Here is a 24,096-nt window from a genome sequence, read left to right as displayed (position 1 = left end):
TATGAAAAAGATAAAAGAATGGTTTAAGACCAAAGAAATCCGATATATAGTATTTGCCTTGGCCGGTTTATTTCTCGGCTGGCTGTTCTTCAGTCCGTCCTCTGCTCCATCACCGGCAAACGATGAACATCACCATAGTCATGACAGTATTGCGGGACATGCCCACAGTCATGACCTGCAACAGGATGAGAATGGGGTTTGGACCTGTTCCATGCATCCCCAAATCAAACAGGACAAACCTGGTAAATGCCCGATTTGCGGCATGGACCTGATCCCCTTACGTAAAAGCGGCAACGATCACGGGAATGTCGATCCTTCGGCTATCCAGTTATCGGAAGAAGCAATCGCTTTGGCGAACGTACAGACCTCTCGTGTCAATAAGGAAAACCCGGTGAAGGAAGTCCGCTTATATGGTAAGATCGCACCGGACGAACGGAGCCTGCAGTCGCAAACAGCCCATGTCGGAGGCCGTATCGAAAGCCTGGCAGTCGACTTTACCGGCGAAACAGTCCGAGCCGGACAAACCCTTGCGACCTTATACTCACCCGAATTGTTCACGGCACAGCAGGAATTGACAGAAGCCCTGAAAATGCAACAACCTGCCCTGATCAAAGCTGCCCGTGAGAAACTACGGCTCTGGAAGATGACGGATGCGCAGATAGCAGCCATCGAACAGTCGGGTACCATCTCTCCCACCGTAGAGATCAAATCGAACACCAGTGGTATCGTGATGTCGAAGCGTGTCAGCCAGGGAGATTATGTATCGCAGGGAGCCGTTTTGTTTGATGTAGCCAACCTGTCAAAGGTATGGGCAATGTTCGATGCTTACGAAACAGACCTGCCGTTCCTTAGCAAAGGCGATCCGGTCACATTCACCATGCAGGCATTTCCCGGCAAAGCGTTCAAAGGACGTATCGCTTTCATCGATCCGATCGTCAACCCGACCAGCCGCACCTCCCGTATACGTGTCGAAGTGGCAAATCCGGGCATGGAATTAAAGCCGGAAATGTATGCGACGGCTATTGTCGATGCTCCTTTGAAAGGATATAAAGATCAGATCGTCGTTCCGCAGACAGCCGTTCTCTGGACCGGCAAACGGTCGATCGTTTACGTAAAACAACCGGACACCACAACTCCGACATTCCTGATGCGGGAAGTAGAATTAGGACCGTCATTAGGCAATGCCTACGTGATATTGAAAGGACTGGCAGACGGAGAAGAGATCGTGACGAACGGCGTTTTCTCTATCGATGCCAGTGCACAGCTGGAAGGAAAAACTTCGATGATGAACAATGACGGGAATGCGGCTCATCCGATGACGGGACACGCAGGACATCATATGCACGGAGAAGCAGCAGCTCCGAACACAGCTCAAAGCGAACATGCAATGTTCGGAGTAAAAGGTGCCTGCGATATGTGTAAACAGCGGATCGAAGAAGCAGCCAAAAGTGTCAAAGGAGTCACCTCCGCCTCCTGGGATAAAGATGCCCAAATGGTTCATTTACAGTTCGACCCGACACAGACTTCTGCCGATGCCATTGCCAAAGCAATAGCCAAAGCCGGCCACGACAACGACAAATACAAAGCAGACGACAGTATTTACAACAAGCTCCCGGCTTGCTGCAAATACCGTCAATAGATCACTGAAGCGCAAACAAAAAGGGCTACAATTTATTTTGTATCCCTTTACCGTTGCGCTTCTAATAATATCCTCTTCTTTTCAATAATACGTCTCTGTCAGTGGAATATTAACTTCTACGGATAGCATACCAGTGCCATCACTACAAAAACGTACCTTATTTTCCCGGGCTAACCACCCCAATGCAAGAAAAATAACTGACTCTTTACACTGAGTCATTTCACTGATCTTTCGGATAGACATGTTACCTCTCTCTGCAAGCAAACGCCAGATCTGACCGGCATTTGAACCAACGTCATTCTTATTCATAACACTCCATTTTTGATATTTGACTTAAAACTAATCATAATAAGTCAACTAGTACTGTTCCATTTGACTCTTATATTAGTCATTTATACCATTTTTCAACTCTCGCACAAAACAAAATGACTTTGCTTTGTTATAAAACAATCCTTGGATTGATAATGTTTTGAAAAAAAGCAACTTCCGCCCTTATCCTTTTACTTTCCGGAGTTCTGATGAATTAATTGGGAGAAACCGTAAACAATGCTTTCTTTAAAAATGTTTGATTGATATAAAACTTAAATAAAAAGATTAGGCGATATGGACGATTACGAATTAATTGATAACGAAGAGAACCACCAATACGAATTTCATATTGGTAAATATGTTCCGAGAATTGAGTATATAAAAACCAAGAACGGCGAAATCTATCTCACACATACTGAAGTTCCTGTAGCCCTCGAAGGAAAAGGCGTAGGCAGCCAGCTGGCTGAAAAGGTACTGAAAGATATAGAAAAGCAGGGATTACGCCTGGTACCGTTGTGCCCCTTCGTAGCCGGATACATTCAAAAGCATCCGGACTGGCGACGTATAGTTATGAAAGGTATTAATGTAGGATAAAGCGATTATAGAGTATGGGAAAGAAAATTGAATATTCAAACGGTGAGCTGACCATTATCTGGCAGCCCGAACTGTGCAAGCATGCCGGTATTTGCGTAAAAACATTACCGCAGGTATACAACCCCAAGGAAAGACCCTGGATTAAAATAGAAAATGCAACTACGGAAGAGCTGATCGCACAGATCAACCAATGTCCGTCAGGCGCACTTAGTTACAGATTAAATAAAAAAGAATAAGAAATAAACAGGCTATAACTTAATAATTATCAGGCTTCCGTCAGGTTCGTTCACAGACCGGCGGAAGTTTTTTTATTTACCGGTCAGGGCATCGAATTATAATAACGCCAGGTATTATCCCGCTTGCGGTTCCTGCGTTTATTTCTTTCCTTTTTTGAAAAGACCCATTCCAGCACGTCATTCAGCGAGAAATACAGTTTTACAGATCCGCCTACGGTTCCCCGCTTCTGCCCGTCTTTCACTATATCCGAAGAGTAGAGGTTCCTCGCTCCTGCCGCAGCCGTCACCGGAAGTTTTCCTACCTGTATCTCCTTTTTATCGATCAGGCGCGTAGGAGGCGGCGTATAGGCTTCTTTGTTTATTTTCAGAGTAGTATCCAATTCTATCGCATACAGACGATAGACACTCGGAGGCATCGACCTGTAATCCAAGTCTTTGTGCACACTATTCGTATCCGCATGCAGGTAATCGGAAAAGTCTTTCAGAATGGGTAACTCAGCCGGCGCTTCCAATATCTGCTGTCCGGGTTCATCCTCCATATGTATGAATGTTCCTTCCCGGATCGCTTTCTGAAACTCCGGATTGATACGTATCGTATCCTTTCCGGATAAAATGCCGGATAACCACACCGAATCCTTCTCACTCCAATTCTGTCCGCATAAATCCACCGGCAAGAATCCCGTCAACATCAAAATAAATAAACACAGCTTCAAGTTCATACTATAGAAACGACGGGATAAAAGATTTACTGCATAAAAAGAAACAGAATCAAACAGAAAAAACATTTGTTTACTATCGATGAGCTTTGTAAACTTCACGAATATTCATACTTTTACTGCGGTTTTAAACAAATCGTAATCAAGGCGGAATATTTATAAACTAACAATATAATATGTATGAAAAAGATTATCAGCTTATTTTTGGCGGCTACGGCTTTTGCCTGTACGCAGGAACAAAGCGTGGACGTAACGGTAACGAACCCGTCGGCCATGAACCGTTCGAACGAGATCACGGAAATATCAATGGATGCCGTTGCTAAACTGAACGGTGCGTCGTTCATTATCTCCGACAACAACGGAACACAGATTCCTTATCAGATCACATACGACAAAAAAATTATTTTCCCTGTTGATGTGAACGCAAACAGCAGTGTTACTTACCAAATCAAACCGGGCACTCCGGAAGAAGCTGCCACTATTGCCTGCGGTAAGTTCTATCCCGAACGTGTGGACGACATCGCCTGGGAAAATGACCGTATCGCTTTCCGTACCTATGGTCCGGCTTTGCAGGCTACGGGCGAACAGGCTTTCGGTTACGACATCTGGGTTAAATGTGTATCGGAACCTGTTGTCGACATGCGCTACAAGACGGAGTTGAATCCGGAATCAAGAGCTAAAATTGCAGAATTGAGAAAGACTGACAAGAAAGCGGCACAGGAACTGGCAAACTCTATTTCCTACCACATCGACCATGGCAACGGACTGGATTATTATAAAGTAGGTCCGACATTGGGTGCGGGTACTTCCGCTCTTTTGTCTAACGACTCTATCGTTTATCCGTATTGCTACAAAGAGTATAAAATACTGGATAACGGCCCGTTGCGTTTCACTGTCAAGCTGGTTTACAATCCGTTGAAAGTAAAAGACAATGAGAATATTGTCGAAACCCGTCTGCTTTCGCTGGATGCCGGTTCGCAGTTGAACAAAGTAACACTTTCATTTGCCAATCTGAACGAACCGACACCGCTCGTAACCGGTATCGTACTGCACGAACCGAGCACGGACTATCAGGCTGATGCCGCCAGCGGTTACATTGCTTATGCAGACCCGGAAGATCCGACAAACGGACAGATATTCATCGGTGCCGTATTCCCTGAAAAACTAAACGATGCTAAAGCGGTGAACTTCTCCGATGCAGAAAAGAAACAACGCGGAGCAGACGGTCATGTACTGGCGTATACTACTTATGCACCGGGAAGCGAATATACCTATTATACAGGAGCCGGATGGAGCAAATGGGGCTTCCGGAACTCAGCCGAGTGGTTTAAGTATATCCAGGATTTTGCACAAAAAGTAAAACAACCGTTGCAAGTAACAGTAAAGTAAAAACATATTCTATGTAAATGTACCCTATAAACCGTTCACCCTTCACCAGCCGTTCATATCTCATTGTTATATGAATAGTTACGTTCGATATACAGGGTGAATAGTTGGTGAAAGGAGGTGAATGGTTGAATCAAACCATTCACCTCCTTTTCATTAAGGCTTTTCCAGTAAGGAACAAAGATTAAAGCTCTTAACTACTAAGGTAAAAGATATGTCCTGATAGCTTTGCGACGGCGCTCGTTAAGCTTACCGACGTCCGTCAAAAAGATTAACGACCTTGGTCGACAAGGTTACCGAGCCTGGTTTAAATCTTACCGGCATATATCTTTCAGGTTAAAAAGAAAGGACTTTGGGGTTAATAACCCATAGGCTGATTGCTAGTTGAATACTTTAGGGAACAAATAATATCTCATCCAGCGGATTCCAAAAAACCTTCTTCCAGTCTTTGATACGGTTGTTTTCTACCCGTATGCCTTCTTTTTCCAACTTTTCCTGCATCTCGGTCGGCGTACTGAAAGCATCTTTACCGGATAACACTCCCTGACTGTTCACTACCCGGTAAGCAGGAACACCTACCTCCGAACAATTCCCCATTACCTTGCCGACCATCCTCGACATATTCGGATAGCCGATCGCACGGGCTATCGCACCATAACTGGTGGCACGTCCATACGGAACAGTCTTCACCATCTGATGGACGGCTGCTACAAAATCTTCCTTATCAAAATCAGACATATCATTTATAATTTATCTGCCAGCTCTTCCAGTAATGCATCAGTACCGGCAATCGTGTCTCCATTCTCATTATAAAGACCAACCAGATAACGCCCTTTCCAAAGAACCGGTATATCTCCGTTATAACGGTCTTTTATCAATAAACCGCCCTCTTTCAACTCATCCGACTGTTTGGTGAAAGCCACATATTGGGTCAAAACAGATTTGACCCCATCCGGCGATCCCCCATCTAAAACAAACAACTGGAAAGCCTGACCGTCCTTCTCGTACTTCATTGTATAGACAGCCCGTAAAAACTCGTGGCCGATATAATTAGAGGTAATATAGGCAGCCGAATAAGGTACTTTTCCCTGTTCCGGAAATAAACGGATAACGGCAGGATAACCGGCTCCGGCATCGATCTTTCCGGCAAGCGCCTGACCGATAGCCTGTAACTCTTTCGAGACATCCCCCGAAGCATTGCTCCACATCTTCAGATACATATTTCCGGCAAAGAAGTACAGATTCGTCTTGTCTCCCTGCGCTTCTCCCCCTACGGGCAGAAATTCGAGATCGGAAGAACGTTCGGACGAATACATACCGAAAGCATCCTCCGGCGTAGCATGACGGTAGGCTTGTATCGTGATATAATCGGTCCCTTTTTTATATTCCATAGAAGTCATCTCCCTGAAGTTATTCTCCAAAAAAAGCGGAGCCGCTCCGTTTATACGGTCAAAGAGATTATCCGGATTGAAAACCTCTATCTCGCCGGAGATAGTCCAGCCGTCCACAGACGGTAACCACGACTTCAGTTCATCCGGTGTCTGCGCCTTTAAAGAGCAGAAAGACAGCAGGAAAAAGAGTAACAAATAATTGATCTGCTTCATACGTTCAATTCTTTAAGTCAGAAATTCATCGGGCACCTGCATCACCGGAGTGATCGCCGCTATCTTCGCTGAGACATCAAAGCCGGAAGGACATTTCACCAGGCAGGTATCACAATCAGAGCAAATATCCGCCGAAAGATTCAGCTCACCGAGCGTTTCCTTCGACATTCTCGAATATTTATAACCGTAAGCATACATATAAGCCCGCATAATATCCGGGATAGGCAGATGTTCGGGACATTGCGACCGGCATATACCGCACTGTTGGCAATACAACATTTCCTGTCCGCAAAGGGAGGCGAGATATTCCGCATCGTTGGCAGTCAGTTCCGGTGAACGGGCAGCAGCCAGGCACTCATCCAGTTCATCATAATTAGAGAATCCGGGAATCGCAGTCGTAATATGCTCATTCTTCCACGCCCATTTCAGGCAGGCTTGCGCATTGATCTTTTTCTTTCCTTCCGCATCTTCCGTACCTCCTGTCATCGTCTTCATGGCAACCAGTCCGATACCGGCTTTGGCGGCACGGGCAATGGCTTCTTCCGTCTCTTTCAGATTCGATAGTTTAAAATTATAACTCAGCAGGACAACATCATAGATACCTGCCTCGATAGCCGCATCCAGCAATTCCGGTTTCCCTGCATGGGCAGAAAAGCCCAGAAAACGGGTTTTACCATCTTCCTTGAACTTCTTCAGAAGAGCAATGACGCGTTCGTCCTTTATTTCTTCCACCTTACTCAACGCATGTGTATAGAACAGGTCCACCTGATCCATATTCAGGCGTTTCAGGCTCTGGTCCACCAGTTTTTCATACGTTTCTTCAAAATCATCTTTCAGAGGATAGTCAAACTTCCCCTTTGTCGCAATAAAGAAGCTGTCCCGGGGTTTTCCGGTAAAGAACTTTCCCAGCATCTCCTCATTCTTTCCGTTCTGATAGCCATGAGCCGTATCAAAATGAAATATACCGGAATTATAGGCAGCACGCACCACATTCGGATTGTCGGCACGCATCACTCCCATACTCAGGATAGGCAGCTTTATCCCCGTCCTTCCAAGCGTGCGGACAGGAATTTCATTTTCATTAGCAGTCCCCAGAGAAGCTCCGGCAGCTTTAGCACCCGGAATTAACATTGCACTCACGCCAGCAGTGGCCGAAAGCCGAAAAAAATCTCTTCGATTTACACGTTTGGTTTTCATAGGATAATTATATTAGTATATGTACTTGTCCGACTGTGCTTTACAAATATAGAAAGATTTATCAAAATAAATCGCTTTTTCCATAGGGTATTTGTTCCCTGAACGATCTTATATATACAAACAAGAATATTCACCATTAAAACAATACAAAGATGAAAACACTGTATAGACAATCCATCGGTTTTTTGCTGATCTTATTATTGATCGCAGGTATAAGTCCGTTGCAGGCACAGGACCAACCGGTACGTGACGACGAGAATCCGGACTTCATCACGATCAGCGGAGTTGTGAAAGACAAAAATAATAAGAAACGGCTGGAGTATGTAAACATTTCCATCCCCGGCAGCACTTCGGGTACGATCACCAATGAAGACGGGGAATTCTCTTTCAAGATCAAAGATGCTTCCCATGTGAAAGCAGTCGAGATCTCCCATATCGGATACTACAATAATAAGGTAGAAGTGAACGGGAACAACCTCTCCGACCTGACTGTCTGGATGACACCTTACGAAAATATGCTCGACGAGATCATCATCCATGCTCAGGAACCACGCTATCTCGTGGAACAGGCGGTCAAGAAAATCCCTGCGAATTACAGCAAGAAAACGAACATGCTGACCGGCTTTTACCGGGAAACCGCCCAAAAAGGCAGACGGTACATCAATATATCGGAAGCAGTGATCGACATCTACAAAACACCCTACAACGAAGGTTCCGACCGCGACCGCGTACAAGTATACAAAGGCCGTAAGCTCTTGAGCCAGAAAAGGACCGATACGCTAGCCGTCAAACTGCTCGGCGGTCCGAATATGTCAGTCTTCTGCGATATTGTGAAGAATCCCGACGTATTGCTCGACAGCGAATGCCTGCCTTATTACCTCTTCAAAATGGAAGAATCGACCAATATCGACAACCGTCCGCAATATGTAATCAGTTTCAAGCCGCAGGTCATCATGCCTTATGCCCTGTATTACGGTAAACTTTACATAGACAAGGAACGACTCTCATTCACCCGTGCCGAATTTAACCTGAGTATGGACGACCGCAACAAAGCGACCCAGGCCATTCTCAAAAAGAAACCGTTCGGATTACGCTTCCGCCCGCTCGAAGTAGCTTATCTGGTCAATTACAAAGACCGCGACGGCGTAACTTATCTGAACTATATCCGCAACGGGGTACGTTTTAAATGTGACTGGAAACGTAAACTGTTCTCGACCAACTACACCATCATCTCTGAAACAGTGGTGACGGACGGACGGGAAGAAAACGTAACCACTATTCCGTACAAGATGGCATTCAAGGAATCACAGTCGTTGTCCGACAAGGTGGAAAACTTTATGGACGAAGATTTCTGGGGAGCCTACAATATCATCGAACCGACGGAATCACTGGAAAGTGCTGTAAACAAATTAAAAAAGCAACAGAAATAAGTTTCAATATCTTTTCGTACATTTGAAGGACTCTAATCATTAAGATCTACGGCATGCTGAACGATTTATTCGTACTAACTAAGATTAAAGAGGGGGACGTCAAAGCTTTCGAAGGTATCTTCCGGCTCTACTACTCCCCCCTTTGCCTCTATGCCGCAGGCATTACCGGAAACCGGGATGTAGCTGAAGAGATCGTGCAGGAGCTATTCTACGTATTCTGGAAAGAAAAAGAAAAACTGCAAGTGTTCCTCTCCCTGAAAAGTTACCTCTACGGGGCGGTACGCAACCAGTCTCTCCAATACTGCGAACATCAGGAAGTACGCAACCGTTACCGGGAAAGCGTTTTATCGGGCAACCAGGAAAGCAAGCCTTCCGATCCGCAGGACCAGCTGGAATACAAAGAATTGGAAGATCTGATAAACAAGACGCTCCAAAAGCTGCCCGAACGCCGCTTACGCATCTTCCGGATGCAGCGCTTCGAAGGAAAGAAATATGCGGAGATAGCCTCCGCCCTCTCTTTGTCCGTCAAAACAGTGGAAGCTGAAATGACCAGGGCACTTCAAACACTCAGAAAAGAAATTGAGAATTATACACAAACAGTATGACTCGTAAAGAAAGGGACAATAGAAGAACGGATCAGGCGTGGAACAAGGTGTACCACCGCCTGGAAAAGGATGGCCTGCTCACCTGTAAAGAAAAAGAGGGTGTGATGCCTTATGGGGACATCCCCCGTCTAACTACCCGAAAAATTGTATTATTAGGTTTGCAGGTAGCTGCAATCATATCCTTTTTCCTGATTATTCATTTTAATCGAACAGAAGAGGAAGCCGACCGCACCCTGCTCACCCGGCAGAATACGGAGACGACAACACTTGCCACGACACTTGAAGATGGCTCGATCGTGTATCTGGCAGGAAATGCCGCTATCCGTTATCCGGAACATTTCCAACCGGACAAAAGAGAAATCTCCTTACAGGGAAATGCTCTTTTCGACATTGCCGGCAATCGTCAGCGTCCTTTCCTGATCGAAACGGAAGATGCACGCATCGAAGTGCTGGGTACCGCTTTTAATATAAAGAGCGATGGCTTCCAGCCTTTTGAACTATCCGTACAAAGAGGACTGGTGAAAGTGACGTTGAAAAAGAGCGGACAGGACGTACATGTAAAAGCGGGTGAAACCGTTACTGTCTCTTCCAGAAAGCTACAGGTGACCCAGACAAAAGATTCCGGACAATTCGATGAGTATGTCCGGCAAATACGTTTCAAGGATGAACGGCTGGCCGATATCCTTCGTGTTATCAATCTCAATACGGGAGACATCAGTCTGAAGACAACTCCGGAACTGGCGGACAGGACACTGACCGTCACTTTTGACAACAACTCACCGGAGTCGATCGCAGAATTACTCTGTTTCGCGCTCAACCTGAAAAGTACGCGTATTAATAATGTGATAACTTTGCATGAGAACTAACCGGATAAAAGGAGTACAAGGTGAAACGAACCGCTACATATCGTCTGTTATTTGCCCTCATCGGATTATTGCTGATGACGGCTATCCCTTTGCGGGCAGACGACAAGGGCGACAAAGATAAAAATGTACTCGAACGTCTTATCCATATCCCTAAAAGTAAGGAAACGGTTTACGAATTATTGGGAAAAGTATCCGAACGCTCCGGCTACCTGTTTATCTACGACAGTAACATCATCGACAATGAGCAAGTCGTAAAAATACCGGGAGGCAAGTGTTCCGTCAGGGAAGCGATCTATCGGATCACCGGTGACCGGAGTTTGAACCTCCGCGTGATCGGCAACCATATACTTATCTCCCGCCCAGTACAGGAAATAGCAGTCAAAGAAGAACTCCCGGTTCTTCCGGATACCATCGCTTATTTCACTCTGGAAGGCATCCTCCGGGATAAATATACGAATGAACCGATCCCGTTCGCCACCGTCAGTGTGAGCGACGACGGTTCCATCGGAAACGTCACGAACCAGGCCGGAGAATTCAGATTACGACTGCCGGATACGTTGAATCGATCGCGGATCAACTTTTCGCACGTCGGCTACCAACCCTACCAAATAGAAAGTTCCCTGCTGGCAGAGCGCTACAGTATGCTGACCCTGGAACCGAAAGTTATCCCTATACAGGAAGTGGTTGTCCGTATCGTGAATCCCCTGCGTTTGCTGCGGGAGATGGAAGAAAAGAAAAGCATCAACTATTCCCAGGAACCAGTTTATCAAACCGCTTTCTACCGGGAAGGGATCGAACGGAAAAACAAATTCGTCAGTCTGACGGAAGCCATCTTCAAAATATACAAAGGTTCTTATACCCAACGTACAACAACCGATCAGGTGAAACTGCTGAAGATGCGCCGGATCAGTAATAACCAGGAGCGGGATACGATCATTGCCAAAATGAAATCGGGGATCAATGCCAGCATGCAGCTGGATATCATCAAAGATGCCCCGGACTTCCTGATCCCGGAAAGCGATGTGAATTATCCGTATGTATATGCCCACTCCGATATAACAGTAATAGACAACCGGATGGCAAACGTAATCTCTTTCGAACAACGTGAGTTCATCACAAGTCCGCTTTTAAAAGGCAACCTGTATATCGATTCGGAAAACAGTGCACTGTTGCGGGCTGAGTTTGAAATACATCCTAAATATGTAAAGAATGCCGCCAATATGCTGGTGGAGAAGAAAAGCCGTAACCTGAAGATAATCCCTCAGAAGGTAGTCTATACGGTTTCTTATAAACCCTGGAACGGCATCTATTATATCAGCCATGTAAGAGGAGACCTTCATTTCAAAGTAAAAAAGAGAAAACAGCTGTTCGGCAGTTCTCCCCTTCATGTATGGTTCGAAATGGTCGTATGCAAAACGGATACGGATGGTGTCAGCCGCTTTGGCAGAAAAGAGACATTGTCTACCCGGACTGTATTCTCTGAAACAAAATTTAATTATGATGAAGGCTTCTGGGGTAACTTCAATGTGATCCCACCGGAAGAGAAACTGAACGAAGCAATAGGAAAAATATCGTCAAAAATAGAAGAAACCGGCTACTAAATGGTTAAAAATCATAAAGAGGGCCTTTTCTCAAAGGCCCTCTTTATAGGTTTTAAATAGGTATTAGTCTTTAAGGCAAAAAGATTGTTTAGGTTATCTGCATGCAAAGATGCGGCATTTTATATTACTGAACAAATAAAAAAAGATATTATAAAACACATTTTTAAGATTATCGAAACTTATTTGCAGCTTCTTCTATTTTTTAACAATTGGATCTCGGCTTTTAATTATCGGTTTATACGGGAAGTATTTCCGATTTCCCGTTGATTAACAATCAGTAAGCAGGTATACTTTTTACTTGTTATTACTGTATGCCTTTTTTAGCATTCCTAAACTAAAAAATCCAACTTTCTAACACATGCAAAAATATAAATGTTTTTTTAATAAATCCTATAATAAGGTATAGTTTACCTCTTCGGGATTTTATGTATTTTTGCCGCCGTATCGAGGTGACATTTAGATACAATATATAAACGTCTTAAATTGCATAATTTAGCATGTATACCGTAATTAAAAGAATGGAGATATCGGCTGCACACAGTCTGAAACTCTCTTATTCCAGCAAATGTGAGAACCTGCACGGTCACAACTGGATCATCACTGTCTACTGTCGCTCGAAAGAATTGAACGCCGATGGCATGGTAATAGACTTTAGCCATATCAAAGAATCGATAAAAAATAAGCTGGACCATCAGAATCTGAATGAAGTCCTGCCTTTCAATCCGACGGCCGAGAATATAGCCCGATGGATATGCGACCAGTTACCTAATTGTTATAAAGTAGAAATTAAAGAGTCAGAATCAAACACTGCGATCTATGAGAAAGATTAATCAAATTTTTTACAGCCTGCAAGGGGAAGGCTATCACACCGGCAAAGCCGCTGTTTTCATCCGTTTTTCCGGATGCAACCTGAAATGTTCGTTTTGTGATACGGAACATGAAGAAGGAACACCGATGTCGGATGAAGAAATATTGGAGGCAATCTCTGCCTATCCGTCGAACATGGTCATACTGACCGGTGGTGAACCGGCGTTATGGATCGACGATACATTTATCGACATGCTTCACAAAGCGGGTAAATATATATGTATAGAAACAAACGGTACACGTCCGCTGCCTAAAGGAATCGACTGGGTGACCTGTTCTCCGAAAGAGGGAGCACCGCTCAAAATCGATCATATGGATGAAGTCAAGGTAGTTTATCTGGGACAGGACCTGTCCTCTTACATCCAGCTGCCTGCCAAACACCATTTCCTTCAGCCCTGTTCCTGCCGGAATACAATGGAAATAGTGAACTATATCCAGCAACATCCGGAATGGCGGCTCAGTCTGCAGACACATAAGTTGATCGATATTGCATAAAAACAAAGAAGCGGCTGTGTCAAAATAGCTATTACCGAACGCAGACCACGCAGAATACACAGAATTACGCAGATTATTTTATTAAAATCAATATTGTCTGCGTTGCTCTGCGCCCTGTCTGCGTATTCTGCGTTCCCTAATATAGAATTTTGACACAATTAGTATCTTTTCTTATTAAATATACCGAACTTCCATCCCTCGTACGTCGTCATTGATAACGCCATTGTCATACACCAGCTGTCCGTTGACAAAGGTATGGGTGACACTATGATGGAATGTCGTACCTTCAAACGGCGACCATCCGCATTTGTACAATATATTTTCAGGAGCCACCGTCCAGCATTTTTCCGGATCAACAAGAACCAGGTCGGCATAATAACCCGGACGGATATAACCGCGACGGTCGATATGGAACAGCTCAGCCGGCATATGCGCCATCTTTTCCACTACTTTCTCATACGTAAAGCAACCTTCCACCACCATCTCCAACATGCCTGCCAATGAGTGTTGCACCAACGGACCACCCGAAGCCGCTTTCAGGCAACTGCCCTCCTTTTCCGCGGGCAGATGCGGAGCATGGTCGGTAGCCACAATATCGATCGTATTATCATTGACGGCATTACGCAAGGCAGTCCGGTCCGCCAATGTTTTAATAGAAGGATTCCATTTGATCCGATTGCCATACCGGGCATAATCGCCGTCATGAAACCAAAGATGATGCACGCAAACTTCACCTGTAATCTTCTTTTCACCCAAAGGCACTGCGTTGCTTAACAAAGTCAGCTCCTTCGCCGTAGACAAATGCAGAATATGCAAACGCGAATTTAACCGGGTTGCCAATTCGACCGCTTCGGCAGAAGAGGCATAACAGGCTTCCTCGCTTCTGATCTTGCTATGGAAAGAAATATCGAGATCTTCTCCGTACTTCTCCGTATAATAGGCAATATTGCGTTTGATGACTTCTTCCTTTTCCGCATGGATGGCGATCAGCATGTCCGCCTCACCGAAGATACGTTCCAGGCTCTCTTTCTTATCTACCAGCATATTCCCCGTAGAAGAACCGAGAAAAAGCTTCAGGCCCGGCACACGGCTACGATCCAGTTTACGTATCTCATCCATATTATCGTTCGTTCCCCCGAAGAAGAAAGAATAGTTGGCTACGGAAGTTTCCGCACCGCGCTGAAGTTTCCATTCCAGATCGGCAATCGTAGTAGTCTGCGGCTTGGTGTTCGGCATATCCATAAAACTGGTTATACCGCCAGCCACGGCAGCACGGCTTTCACTGGCAATGTCTCCTTTATGCGTCAGACCCGGTTCGCGGAAATGCACCTGGTCGTCGATCGCTCCCGGCAACAGGAGTTTCCCTCCGGCATCGATCACCTGCACAGCAGAAACTGTCTCGGGCACGCTTCCTTCATATACCTCAGCTATTTTATCTCCATCGATCAGGACAGCACCTCTAAACATGCGTCCTTCATTCACTATATGAGCGTTTTTTATCAGCGTCTTATTCATATGCTTTGTGTTTATTTGTCACAAATGTACAAGATTTTATTCAAATCACCTTAATTTCAGCACCCCCAAAGAAGAAGGAATATGGAAATCCGGCTGGGTGGCATCGGGAATGATCCAGGACGACCAGATCACTTGTTCCTCTTTCGGTCCGTAATAATCGGCACGGTACACGCCCATGCGTATTTCTCCTTCCGAAGAGATCACTCCCATTTCTTCCAGGCTTTTCAAAGGGATGGAACCTTCCACGATATAAGAATCCGTACCGACATGGGTTCCCAGCTTCAATCCTTTAAAGTTCCAGCTGAAATCAAACTGACGGTAGAACTTCGCATGATAGTCCATCACCTTGCCGTGCGGGTCGATCTCGGCACAATAGTAATCCTTCATGGCAGGGTCTTTGCTGAAGAAGAACTCGATGCGGTCGCTACTGCCAACCGAGGCTTCGGTCTTTTCATTATTATATATGATCGTAGAATCGGACACCTCGTAGATGAAATACAAATTCTTCCGGTCATGGCAGACGGAGAATGTCGTCCGGTCTTTCACAGCCCCGTCCCACGGAGCGGTCAAACCGGATACGGCAACAGGTATCTGCGCCCAGTCGTCTTTCTTCCCGTCTACCGAAATCGATTTTACCGACGGGGCACTGATAACAGGGGTAACCGATATGCTCTGTCCCGGAGCCTGATCGGACGGCTGCATGATCTTCAAATCATAGTTGTTGATCTTCAGCGATAAAGAAGACTGCGTATGTGTCGGATCACTAGCTACGACACGGATCGTTCCGTTTTCTGTTGAAAGCATATAAATACCCGGTGTCTGTATCTCCAGCAGCAGATTATCCGCCAGGCGGATCTTCCCCTTCTGATAGGCAGTAATATAAAAACGATGACCGATCTCCACCGCCTGCATGGCCTCATCGTTACAAAGCAAATGGATATTGTCGGTCGAGAAAGAGGCAGTCCGCTCAGCCGAAACGGCAGGTAATATCAGGTATTGATAAGAAGCCGGCGATTCTTTCGGATGACGTATATACAAAGAAACAACCTCCCCTTCTACCTGCTGCGGCGTATAGGATCCCATAAAATCGGACCAGCTGCCGGAACGCTTTTCGGAGATGGCTACACTATTCGCCTGTTGCATCAGGATGTATCCTGTACTGTCATGATAAAAACGTAAAGCCTTACCGTTTGACTTAAAAGTGCCGTTCACCGTATGCCAGCGGTTATTCTGAAAATAGGACAACTCTCCTCGCTTCTTCCGTTGGTCGACCGAAGTTGTCAGACTCAAAGTGCTGTCTGTCTTTATACCGGCACCCAGGCACAAAACATAATCGTCCGTCATCACCCACGCTTTACGGGCGTGTACACCGTCGCGATTGACAACCATGGCGGTCATGCCTGTACCTCCATCCGTTACGCCGCCGACAAACGCACTCTCATTGCGGGTATGCGCTCCGTATTTGCGCGGCGAAGGAACCGGAGCATCCGTTTCATAAGAGGTGATTCCCGGTATTTTGCGCCAGTCCCAAAAAGGAAAGACATTCAGATATTCATCCCCATGACGGTAAATATACGTGGCACCGTCGCCCATATAGAAACCTTTCAGGTTATCCTCGTTCACCAGCTCGGTGCCGATCACGCGTTCGGAAGCCATCTTGACGGAAGCCATCCACTTCGGTGCCCGATGGACGGTCTGATCCGAATCCCAAAAATGTTTTTGTCCGGTGAATGAAGCCTCTTCCGAGGATTGGGGCGGGAAGTTATCATTCAGGAAAGCATCCAGCTTGCTGACATCAGCCGGTGCACTGCCTTTCTTCAGCGAATTGGCGGCATTCCCGATGGCAAGCGCTTTATGGATGGGTGCATTATGAAATAACTGACGGTCAAGTGCATTCACATCCATATATCCCCGCCAGATAATCCAGCGATAACCTTCCGTCAGTAAATTATTCAATATAGATTGCTGTTCGGCATTCAAGGCAAATGACGTTCCGGCAAACAGCCCCGAATAGAAGCTCATTTCCCCCAAATAAGCCAACCCGTAATTACCGAACTGCTGCTGCGGTCCGTGCTGATGAAAACTCCAGTCGCTCTTAATACCCTCCTCACGTTCGGTCGTTATCTCAGAGACGATCGTATCGCGCGCCGCCTTTACCAGTTCGTAATCATCCAGTAACAAACCTTTCATCAGCACGTTACCAGCCAGCCAGACTTTGTTCTGTCCGGTCATGCCGAAGCGGGCATTATCCATTACCTTCACAGCTTCTTTCAATTCATCGGGACGCATCTGCGTGCGAAGCAAAAGAAAAGCAGGTCCGAATGTCTTCGGGATGCCAATCTCGTTATACCACCAGTTTTTACAAACCGGCTTCGTACGGAACCAATAATCGAGTGCCTGGTGGATCACCGTCGAGAAGCGGGGCGACCAAGTGCAGGAAGGTCCTTCGGCATGATAGAGTTTAGCCAACTCCAACACGCGGTCTGCATGTTTCTTGGCATCCCAGCCCGAACGTTTGGTATCGTTATAGTTGATATCCGCCCAGGAACCGTCTTCACGAATGCTGTCCATATACTTCTTGATGTTATCCAGGTTAAAAGGATAACGCTGATGCAGCTCCACGACTACCTGATCGGACATTTCCGTCTCCGGCGGAATACTGGCAAGTATGCGGTTCAGCAAATCCGATTCATTATTGGAGTCAATCAATGATTGCGTATAATTCTGCCGTATCTTCTCCAGTTCTTCCTGCGGTGTCTGCGAGAACACTTTTACGGGCAAAAACAAGAATGCGGCTAACAAGAATGTGTTTGTAAGGAGTCTCATGGTATTCGGTTTAATATTCTATTTCTTCTGCGGATACTTACGGAAGAAGCTCCACCATTTCAGTTTAAGCACACCAAACAAGGCTTCGCCGAAAATAGAAGAGTTCATCTTCGATGTTCCCAGTACACGGTTAATAAAGATGATCGGCACTTCAACCAGTTTGAAGCCGCACTTATAAGCCGTGAACTTCATCTCTATCTGAAAAGCGTATCCCTTGAAATGAATATGATCGAGGTCTATCGTTTCGAGCACTTCCCGGCGATAGCATTTGAAGCCCGCCGTCGTATCCTGTATCTTCATACCTGTAACAAAACGGACATAGACCGATGCATAATAAGACATCAGCACACGTCCCAGCGGCCAGTTTACCACATTCACGCCATTACTGTAACGTGAACCGATAGCCACATCCCCGCCCTGCTCCGTACAGGCTGCATATAGTTTCGGAAGATCGTTCGGATTATGGCTGAAGTCGGCATCCATCTCGAAGACAAAATCGTATTTATGTTCGATAGCCCACTTGAAGCCGCAAATGTAGGCAGTACCCAATCCCAGCTTTCCTTGTCTTTCTACCATGAAAAGACGTTCGGGGAACTCTTTCTGCAAACGTTTCACAATATCTGCTGTCCCGTCGGGTGAGCCGTCATCTATAATCAAAATATGAAATTCTTTCTCCAACCCAAACACCGCACGGATAATATTCTCAACATTCTCTTTCTCGTTGTAGGTAGGAATAATAACAATACTGTCTGACATAATCTACTTTATAATTAGGTGACAGTTGACAGGTAACCGTCAACTTAAACGCGAAGGTACATATTTTAGTTGATTTAAACTTATCAGCCTATATTATTTTGAACAAAAAGTCTACCTTTGTGAAACATTACGGTGACATTTGTATCTGTCAACTGTCACTTGTCAACTGTCAACTATTTTAATGGAGGTACAAGAATTACTTAAGATATTTGCCGCCCATCCACAAATAACCGCATTAGATACCCTTTTGAACGGTAATACGTCAAACAATATATTCCTCAAAGGGCTAAACGGTTCGGGCGCAGCAATGATGATCGCTTCTCTTTTTTTAAAAAGAAGGGGAAGCTATGTGTGCGTGCTTAACGACCAGGAAGAAGCCGGTTACTTCTATCACGACCTGATGCAACTGACCGCAAGCAATGATATTTACTTTTTCCCGTCCGCTTACCGGCGTGCAATCAAATACGGACATATCGATCCGGCAAACGAAATACTTCGCACGGAAGTGCTCAGCGTGCTCCAGGATCCGGAAGCTCCGTTCGTGATCGTCACCTATCCCGATGCGCTGGCGGAAAAAGTGATTTCGCGTGAGGACCTGAAACAGAACACACTGAAGATAAGCGTCAGGGAGAAGCTGGATAATATGTTCGTATCCGATGTACTGGACGAGTATGGCTTCAAGCAGGTCGATTATGTATACGAGCCGGGGCAGTATGCCATACGCGGCAGTATCCTGGACGTGTTCTCTTTTTCATACGAGTTTCCTTATCGTATCGACTTCTTCGGAAGCGAGGTGGAAACGATCCGTACGTTCGATGTAGAGACGCAGTTGTCCAAAGAGAAACTGGACAGTATCTATATCGTGCCGGAGATGAATAAAAGCAACCGGACGAATACGTTATTGCTGGATTCACTGCCTCCGAAAACCCTGCTGGCGACGAAAGACCTGGCATGGACCAAAGAGCGTATCGACAGTTTGTGGAACGAAGAACCCGTTGTCGGTGATGAAGAATCGTTCACCGACATCAGTAAGATGCGTGCCAAACTGGTTACCGGAGATGATTTTCTGCGGGCAGCACTGAACTTCCGCCGGATACATTTCGGGGTGCGCCCGACCGGCGTAGCGGATGCCACCCTCACATTCAGCACACAGGCACAACCCATTTATCATAAGAATTTCGAAATGGTGAGCGAGTCTTTCCGGAATTATCTGGAGAGCGGCTATACAATCTATATATTAAGCGACGTAGAAAAGCAGGCGACACGTATCCGCGCCATCTTCGAAGACCGGGGGGAAGACATTCCTTTTACTTCGGTCAACAAGACGGTACACGAAGGGTTTGCCGACGATACATTGCGTATCTGCCTCTTTACGGATCACCAGCTCTTCGACCGTTTCCATAAGTTCAACCTGAAAAGTGAGAAGGCACGGAGCGGAAAGCTCACCCTGTCGCTGAAAGAACTGAACCAATTCACAACCGGCGATTACATCGTGCATATCGACCACGGTGTCGGACAGTTCGGCGGACTGGTACGCACCGAGGTAAACGGCAAGATACAGGAAGTGATCAAGCTGATCTATCAGAACAACGATATTATCTTCGTCAGCATACACTCGCTGCACAAATTATCCAAATACAAGGGGAAGGACAGCGGCGAGCCGCCCAAGCTGAACAAGCTGGGAACCGGTGCCTGGGAGAAGATGAAGGAGAAGACCAAGAAGAAAGTCAAGGACATTGCCCGCGACCTGATCCTTCTTTATTCCCAGCGCAAACAGGAAAAAGGTTTCTCTTACTCTCCGGACAGTTTCATGCAACATGAGCTGGAGGCAAGCTTCATTTACGAAGATACGCCCGACCAGATGAAAGCAACCAGCGAGGTGAAGGAGGACATGGAAAGTGCCCGCCCGATGGACCGCTTGATTTGTGGTGACGTTGGTTTCGGGAAGACCGAGGTGGCGGTACGTGCAGCATTCAAGGCGGTATCCGACAATAAACAAGTGGCGGTATTGGTGCCGACAACGGTACTTGCTTTCCAGCATTTCCAAACATTCTCGGAACGATTGAAAGATTTCCCCTGCAAGATCGATTATATCAGCCGGGCAAGGACAACGGCGCAAATCAAAGCGACATTGAAAGAGGTTGCCGACGGCCAGGTGAACATTCTGATCGGTACGCACCGCATCGTCAGCAAGGATGTCAAGTTCAAAGACCTGGGATTGCTTATCATTGACGAGGAACAGAAGTTCGGCGTATCCGTTAAGGAAAAACTCCGTCAGATGAAAGTGAATGTGGATACGCTGACGATGACGGCAACGCCTATTCCGCGAACATTGCAGTTCTCGTTGATGGGTGCCCGCGACCTGAGCAGCATCACGACTCCCCCACCCAACCGTTATCCGGTACAGACGGAAGTAGAACGTTTCAATCCGGACATCATCCGCGAAGCCATCAACTTCGAGATGAGCCGTAACGGACAGGTATTCTTTATAAATAACCGCATTCAGAACATTTACGAAATAGAGACGCTGGTCCGTCGGGAAGTGCCGGATGCCCGCGTGGCAGTCGGACACGGACAGATGGAGCCGGAGAAACTGGAGAAGATCATCCTCGACTTCGTCAACTACGAATATGATGTGCTGATCGCTACCAGTATCGTGGAAAGCGGCATCGATGTACCGAATGCCAACACCATCATCATCAACAACGCACAGCAGTTCGGCTTGTCCGACCTGCATCAGTTGCGCGGCCGTGTGGGACGAAGCAACCGCAAGGCGTTCTGTTACCTGCTCTCTCCGCCTCTGTCCTCATTGACTCAGGAGGCACGCCGCCGTCTGCAGGCGATCGAGAATTTTTCCGAACTGGGAAGCGGTATTCATATTGCCATGCAGGACCTCGACATTCGTGGGGCGGGTAATATGCTGGGGGCTGAACAAAGCGGCTTCATCGCCGACCTCGGATATGAAACGTATCAGAAAATCCTGGAAGAGGCAGTCGATGAACTGAAGAGCGAAGAGTTTGCCGACCTGTATGCCGACTCGGAAGAAGGGAAACGAGATTCGGGCAGCGAATATGTCCGTGAAACCTATATTGAAAGCGATCTGGAACTGATGTTTCCTCCTACTTATATCCCTAACGACTCGGAGCGTATTTCGCTGTATCGCGAACTGGATAAAATGGAAGAGGAACGGGATATACTGGCTTTCACGGAACGGCTGAAAGACCGTTTCGGCAAGATACCGAAAGAGGGTAAAGAGTTGATCCGCATCGTCCGTCTCCGCCGGATGGCAAAGAAGCTGGGTATGGAAAAACTGGTTCTGAAGAAGGGGCAGATGAGTATCTTCCTGATCAACAATCCGGACAGTCCGTACTATCAGAGCGAGGCTTTCGACAAGTTGCTCGCTTTTATCCAGAAACATCCGCGCGAGTGCAACCTCCGCGATCAGAACGGCAAGCGCAGCATCGTGATAAAGAATGTCCGCACAGTAGAAACCGCCTGCGCATTAGTGGAAGAAATAGAAAAATCATAAAATGAAGATGTCATGAGAAGAACATTGGTAGACCTTTTTGAGAACTCGGTGAAATTATATCCCGACAACCCGTTCTTATGGGAAAAGACAACAGACAAATTCGTGCCTACCACCTACACACAGGTTAAGGAACAGGTGTACACGCTGGGAGCCGGACTGGTTGCCCTCGGGGTAAAGAAAGGCGATAACATGGCTTTACTCAGCGAAGGCCGCAATGCCTGGATCATCGGCGAACTGGCTATGTTCTATGCCGGAGCGACCAATGTTCCTCTTTCCATCAAACTGGAAGAGGCTAACGACCTGTTGTTTCGTCTGACGCATGCCGACGTGAAATATATCATGGTTTCCGGCAACCAACTGAAGAAGATACGCTCCATCGTCGACCGGCTGCCGTTGCTTCAGCAAATCATCCTCTTCGACGAACAAACAACCTATCAGGAGAAAGAAATCTCCCTGTCTGAAGTGATCAGGATGGGAAAAGAGTACCTCGATACGCATCCGTTGGACGAGTTCCTGGCTATCGGGCAATCGCTAACCAACGACGACTATGCCACGATCACCTATACTTCGGGAACGACTGCCGATCCGAAAGGGGTCATCCTCACCCATCGCAATTACACGGCGAATGTGGAGCAGTCGCTTACCTGCGTGGACATCGACGATACCTGGCGTACGTTGGTTATCCTGCCACTCGATCATTGCTTCGCGCATGTGGTAGGGTTCTATATATTTATGTATAAGGGCGCTTCGGTCGCTACCGTACAAGTCGGGAAGACGGGTATGGAGACATTGAAGAATATACCTGTAAATATCAAAGAGTTCAAGCCATACTTAATACTGAGCGTTCCGGCTCTTGCCAAGAACTTCAAGAAAAACATCGAACAAGGCATCCGTGCCCAGGGCAACCTGGTTAATCGCCTGTTCCATATGGGACTGGACGTAGCCTATACCTATAACGGTGACGGAGGCGATGACAAAGGACGCGGCTGGCGGTTTTTACTGAAACCGATAGTCAGCCTGTTCGACAGCCTCATTTTCTCCAAGGTTCGCGAGAACTTCGGTGGCGAACTGAAGTTCTTTATCGGCGGCGGTGCCCTGCTGGACAAAGACCTACAGAAATTCTACTATGCTATCGGACTGCCGATGTATCAGGGATACGGATTGAGCGAAGCGACTCCGGTTATCTCGACCAACGGTCCGCGTCATCACCGGTTCGGCAGTAGTGGCGTATTGGTTCAGCCACTGGATCTGAAGATATGCGATTCGAACGGGAAAGAACTTCCTGCGGGCGAAAAGGGCGAAATCGTTATCCGGGGTGAAAATGTAATGGCAGGTTACTGGAAGAATCCGGCGTCTACCGCTGAGACGATTAAAGAGGGCTGGCTCTATACCGGGGATATGGGCTATATGGGAAAAGATGGTTTATTATATGTATTAGGCCGTTTCAAAAGCTTGCTGATCGGTAGCGACGGAGAGAAATACAGTCCGGAAGGTATCGAAGAGGCTTTGGTCGAGCACTCATCCTGCATAGACCAGCTCCTGCTTTACAACAATCAGAATCCTTATACGGTAGCACTCCTTGTCCCGAACAAAGACCATCTGAAAAGACATCTGACACACCAGCAACTCGACCTCCATACGGAGAAAGGAAAAGAAGAAGCGATCCGCATCATCCGGAAACAGATCGACCGGTTCCGGAAAGGCGGCGACCTGGCATCTATGTTCCCCGACCGCTGGCTGCCGACGACATTTGCCGTCCTGCCCGAACCGTTCACCGAACAGAACGGCATGGTGAACAGCACGATGAAAATCGTCCGCGGGAAAGTCGAAAAAGCGTATGCCTCCCGCATTGACCATCTGTACACCCCGGAAGGTAAGAATCCGGTAAATGCAGAAAACCTGAAGTCATTATAAATAATATTGCT

The 24,096-nt window shown here is 46.6% G+C and carries 20 protein-coding genes; 12 read left to right on the top strand and 8 right to left on the bottom strand.

Annotation, left to right across the window (positions count from 1 at the left end; genetic code table 11):
• Position 1: 1 nt before the first annotated feature.
• A complete protein-coding gene (locus P3L47_RS15235; protein ID WP_277781350.1) occupies positions 2-1,639 on the top strand; it encodes an efflux RND transporter periplasmic adaptor subunit in 1,638 nt (545 codons plus the stop codon).
• Between the two features lie 81 nt (positions 1,640-1,720).
• Here P3L47_RS15235 and P3L47_RS15230 read toward each other — a convergent pair whose 3' ends face one another.
• Positions 1,721-1,948 (bottom strand): winged helix-turn-helix domain-containing protein, encoded by a 228-nt coding sequence (locus P3L47_RS15230; protein WP_122362969.1) that lies wholly within the window; start codon positions 1,946-1,948, stop codon positions 1,721-1,723.
• A 294-nt stretch (positions 1,949-2,242) separates the two neighbouring features.
• Here P3L47_RS15230 and P3L47_RS15225 point away from each other — a divergent pair, with 294 nt between their 5' ends.
• Positions 2,243-2,542 (top strand): GNAT family N-acetyltransferase, encoded by a 300-nt coding sequence (locus P3L47_RS15225; RefSeq protein WP_122362970.1) that lies wholly within the window; start codon positions 2,243-2,245, stop codon positions 2,540-2,542.
• 14 nt (positions 2,543-2,556) lie between these two features.
• Positions 2,557-2,778: a (4Fe-4S)-binding protein gene (locus tag P3L47_RS15220; protein ID WP_122362971.1), complete on the top strand. Its 222-nt coding sequence runs from the start codon at positions 2,557-2,559 to the stop codon at positions 2,776-2,778.
• Between the two features lie 83 nt (positions 2,779-2,861).
• On the opposite strand, the gene P3L47_RS15215 is transcribed toward P3L47_RS15220, so the two are convergent.
• Positions 2,862-3,497, bottom strand: coding sequence for a hypothetical protein (locus P3L47_RS15215; RefSeq protein WP_277781349.1), 636 nt, complete (start codon positions 3,495-3,497; stop codon positions 2,862-2,864).
• A 177-nt stretch (positions 3,498-3,674) separates the two neighbouring features.
• Between P3L47_RS15215 and P3L47_RS15210 the strand changes: the two genes are divergently transcribed.
• Positions 3,675-4,883, top strand: coding sequence for a DUF4861 domain-containing protein (locus P3L47_RS15210; RefSeq protein WP_277781348.1), 1,209 nt, complete (start codon positions 3,675-3,677; stop codon positions 4,881-4,883).
• 390 nt (positions 4,884-5,273) lie between these two features.
• On the opposite strand, the gene P3L47_RS15205 is transcribed toward P3L47_RS15210, so the two are convergent.
• Genes P3L47_RS15205 through P3L47_RS15195 form a run of 3 tightly spaced genes read right to left on the bottom strand, consistent with a single transcriptional unit; the run spans position 5,274 to position 7,681 of the window.
• Positions 5,274-5,618, bottom strand: a complete 345-nt coding sequence (locus P3L47_RS15205) for an MGMT family protein (RefSeq protein ID WP_277781347.1) — start codon at positions 5,616-5,618, stop codon at positions 5,274-5,276.
• A 5-nt stretch (positions 5,619-5,623) separates the two neighbouring features.
• On the bottom strand, positions 5,624-6,484 hold the full coding sequence (locus P3L47_RS15200) for a DUF6599 family protein (RefSeq protein WP_277781346.1): 861 nt from the start codon (positions 6,482-6,484) through the stop codon (positions 5,624-5,626).
• A gap of 12 nt (positions 6,485-6,496) precedes the next feature.
• On the bottom strand, positions 6,497-7,681 hold the full coding sequence (locus P3L47_RS15195) for an aldo/keto reductase (protein ID WP_277781345.1): 1,185 nt from the start codon (positions 7,679-7,681) through the stop codon (positions 6,497-6,499).
• A 152-nt stretch (positions 7,682-7,833) separates the two neighbouring features.
• Between P3L47_RS15195 and P3L47_RS15190 the strand changes: the two genes are divergently transcribed.
• From P3L47_RS15190 to P3L47_RS15165, 6 genes are all read left to right on the top strand, one after another.
• Positions 7,834-9,111: a carboxypeptidase-like regulatory domain-containing protein gene (locus P3L47_RS15190; RefSeq protein WP_277781344.1), complete on the top strand. Its 1,278-nt coding sequence runs from the start codon at positions 7,834-7,836 to the stop codon at positions 9,109-9,111.
• 53 nt (positions 9,112-9,164) lie between these two features.
• Positions 9,165-9,716 carry an RNA polymerase sigma-70 factor gene (locus P3L47_RS15185; protein WP_277781343.1) on the top strand — a complete coding sequence of 184 codons (552 nt, stop codon included), beginning with the start codon at positions 9,165-9,167 and terminating at the stop codon, positions 9,714-9,716.
• Positions 9,713-10,582: a FecR family protein gene (locus tag P3L47_RS15180; protein ID WP_277781342.1), complete on the top strand. Its 870-nt coding sequence runs from the start codon at positions 9,713-9,715 to the stop codon at positions 10,580-10,582. The genes P3L47_RS15185 and P3L47_RS15180 overlap by 4 nt, the downstream gene beginning before the upstream one ends.
• A 74-nt stretch (positions 10,583-10,656) precedes the next feature.
• The gene (locus tag P3L47_RS15175) at positions 10,657-12,183 is read left to right on the top strand and encodes a carboxypeptidase-like regulatory domain-containing protein (RefSeq protein ID WP_277783709.1); all 1,527 of its coding nucleotides are present in this window, start codon (positions 10,657-10,659) and stop codon (positions 12,181-12,183) included.
• A gap of 497 nt (positions 12,184-12,680) precedes the next feature.
• Positions 12,681-13,013, top strand: coding sequence for a 6-carboxytetrahydropterin synthase QueD (gene queD, locus P3L47_RS15170; RefSeq protein ID WP_277781341.1), 333 nt, complete (start codon positions 12,681-12,683; stop codon positions 13,011-13,013).
• Entirely contained in the window at positions 13,000-13,545 is a 546-nt protein-coding gene (locus P3L47_RS15165; RefSeq protein ID WP_122362981.1) for a 7-carboxy-7-deazaguanine synthase QueE, read from the top strand. The genes queD and P3L47_RS15165 overlap by 14 nt, the downstream gene beginning before the upstream one ends.
• A gap of 174 nt (positions 13,546-13,719) precedes the next feature.
• Here P3L47_RS15165 and P3L47_RS15160 read toward each other — a convergent pair whose 3' ends face one another.
• Genes P3L47_RS15160 through P3L47_RS15150 form a run of 3 tightly spaced genes read right to left on the bottom strand, consistent with a single transcriptional unit; the run spans position 13,720 to position 18,642 of the window.
• Positions 13,720-15,060 carry a dihydroorotase gene (locus tag P3L47_RS15160; protein ID WP_277781340.1) on the bottom strand — a complete coding sequence of 447 codons (1,341 nt, stop codon included), beginning with the start codon at positions 15,058-15,060 and terminating at the stop codon, positions 13,720-13,722.
• A gap of 45 nt (positions 15,061-15,105) precedes the next feature.
• Entirely contained in the window at positions 15,106-17,886 is a 2,781-nt protein-coding gene (locus P3L47_RS15155; protein WP_277781339.1) for a polysaccharide lyase family 8 super-sandwich domain-containing protein, read from the bottom strand.
• 18 nt (positions 17,887-17,904) lie between these two features.
• Positions 17,905-18,642 carry a polyprenol monophosphomannose synthase gene (locus P3L47_RS15150; protein WP_122362984.1) on the bottom strand — a complete coding sequence of 246 codons (738 nt, stop codon included), beginning with the start codon at positions 18,640-18,642 and terminating at the stop codon, positions 17,905-17,907.
• 181 nt (positions 18,643-18,823) lie between these two features.
• Here P3L47_RS15150 and mfd point away from each other — a divergent pair, with 181 nt between their 5' ends.
• Together mfd and P3L47_RS15140 are read left to right on the top strand one after the other, a co-directional pair.
• Complete coding sequence (gene mfd, locus P3L47_RS15145; protein ID WP_277781338.1) at positions 18,824-22,171, top strand: transcription-repair coupling factor; 3,348 nt, start codon at positions 18,824-18,826, stop codon at positions 22,169-22,171.
• A 12-nt stretch (positions 22,172-22,183) separates the two neighbouring features.
• Positions 22,184-24,085, top strand: coding sequence for an AMP-dependent synthetase/ligase (locus P3L47_RS15140; RefSeq protein WP_277781337.1), 1,902 nt, complete (start codon positions 22,184-22,186; stop codon positions 24,083-24,085).
• The last annotated feature ends 11 nt before the right edge of the window (positions 24,086-24,096 follow it).

This window comes from Parabacteroides chongii, assembly GCF_029581355.1.
In the GTDB taxonomy this organism is placed as follows: domain Bacteria; phylum Bacteroidota; class Bacteroidia; order Bacteroidales; family Tannerellaceae; genus Parabacteroides; species Parabacteroides chongii.
The sequence above is the reverse complement of the archived record's forward strand: the minus strand, read 5'-3'. Positions and strand labels throughout refer to the sequence as shown.

Bases quoted from the DNA above. Each gene is read 5' to 3' on its own strand.
- P3L47_RS15190 (WP_277781344.1), top strand. From the start codon at position 7,834: ATGAAAACACTGTATAGACAATCCATCGGTTTTTTGCTGATCTTATTA.
- P3L47_RS15235 (WP_277781350.1), top strand. From the start codon at position 2: ATGAAAAAGATAAAAGAATGGTTTAAGACCAAAGAAATCCGATATATA.
- P3L47_RS15205 (WP_277781347.1), bottom strand. From the start codon at position 5,618: ATGTCTGATTTTGATAAGGAAGATTTTGTAGCAGCCGTCCATCAGATG.
- P3L47_RS15160 (WP_277781340.1), bottom strand. From the start codon at position 15,060: ATGAATAAGACGCTGATAAAAAACGCTCATATAGTGAATGAAGGACGC.
- P3L47_RS15175 (WP_277783709.1), top strand. From the start codon at position 10,657: ATGACGGCTATCCCTTTGCGGGCAGACGACAAGGGCGACAAAGATAAA.
- P3L47_RS15180 (WP_277781342.1), top strand. From the start codon at position 9,713: ATGACTCGTAAAGAAAGGGACAATAGAAGAACGGATCAGGCGTGGAAC.
- P3L47_RS15210 (WP_277781348.1), top strand. From the start codon at position 3,675: ATGAAAAAGATTATCAGCTTATTTTTGGCGGCTACGGCTTTTGCCTGT.
- P3L47_RS15215 (WP_277781349.1), bottom strand. From the start codon at position 3,497: ATGAACTTGAAGCTGTGTTTATTTATTTTGATGTTGACGGGATTCTTG.
- P3L47_RS15185 (WP_277781343.1), top strand. From the start codon at position 9,165: ATGCTGAACGATTTATTCGTACTAACTAAGATTAAAGAGGGGGACGTC.
- P3L47_RS15230 (WP_122362969.1), bottom strand. From the start codon at position 1,948: ATGAATAAGAATGACGTTGGTTCAAATGCCGGTCAGATCTGGCGTTTG.
- P3L47_RS15225 (WP_122362970.1), top strand. From the start codon at position 2,243: ATGGACGATTACGAATTAATTGATAACGAAGAGAACCACCAATACGAA.
- P3L47_RS15200 (WP_277781346.1), bottom strand. From the start codon at position 6,484: ATGAAGCAGATCAATTATTTGTTACTCTTTTTCCTGCTGTCTTTCTGC.
- P3L47_RS15220 (WP_122362971.1), top strand. From the start codon at position 2,557: ATGGGAAAGAAAATTGAATATTCAAACGGTGAGCTGACCATTATCTGG.
- mfd (WP_277781338.1), top strand. From the start codon at position 18,824: ATGGAGGTACAAGAATTACTTAAGATATTTGCCGCCCATCCACAAATA.
- P3L47_RS15150 (WP_122362984.1), bottom strand. From the start codon at position 18,642: ATGTCAGACAGTATTGTTATTATTCCTACCTACAACGAGAAAGAGAAT.
- P3L47_RS15165 (WP_122362981.1), top strand. From the start codon at position 13,000: ATGAGAAAGATTAATCAAATTTTTTACAGCCTGCAAGGGGAAGGCTAT.
- P3L47_RS15140 (WP_277781337.1), top strand. From the start codon at position 22,184: ATGAGAAGAACATTGGTAGACCTTTTTGAGAACTCGGTGAAATTATAT.
- P3L47_RS15155 (WP_277781339.1), bottom strand. From the start codon at position 17,886: ATGAGACTCCTTACAAACACATTCTTGTTAGCCGCATTCTTGTTTTTG.
- queD (WP_277781341.1), top strand. From the start codon at position 12,681: ATGTATACCGTAATTAAAAGAATGGAGATATCGGCTGCACACAGTCTG.
- P3L47_RS15195 (WP_277781345.1), bottom strand. From the start codon at position 7,681: ATGAAAACCAAACGTGTAAATCGAAGAGATTTTTTTCGGCTTTCGGCC.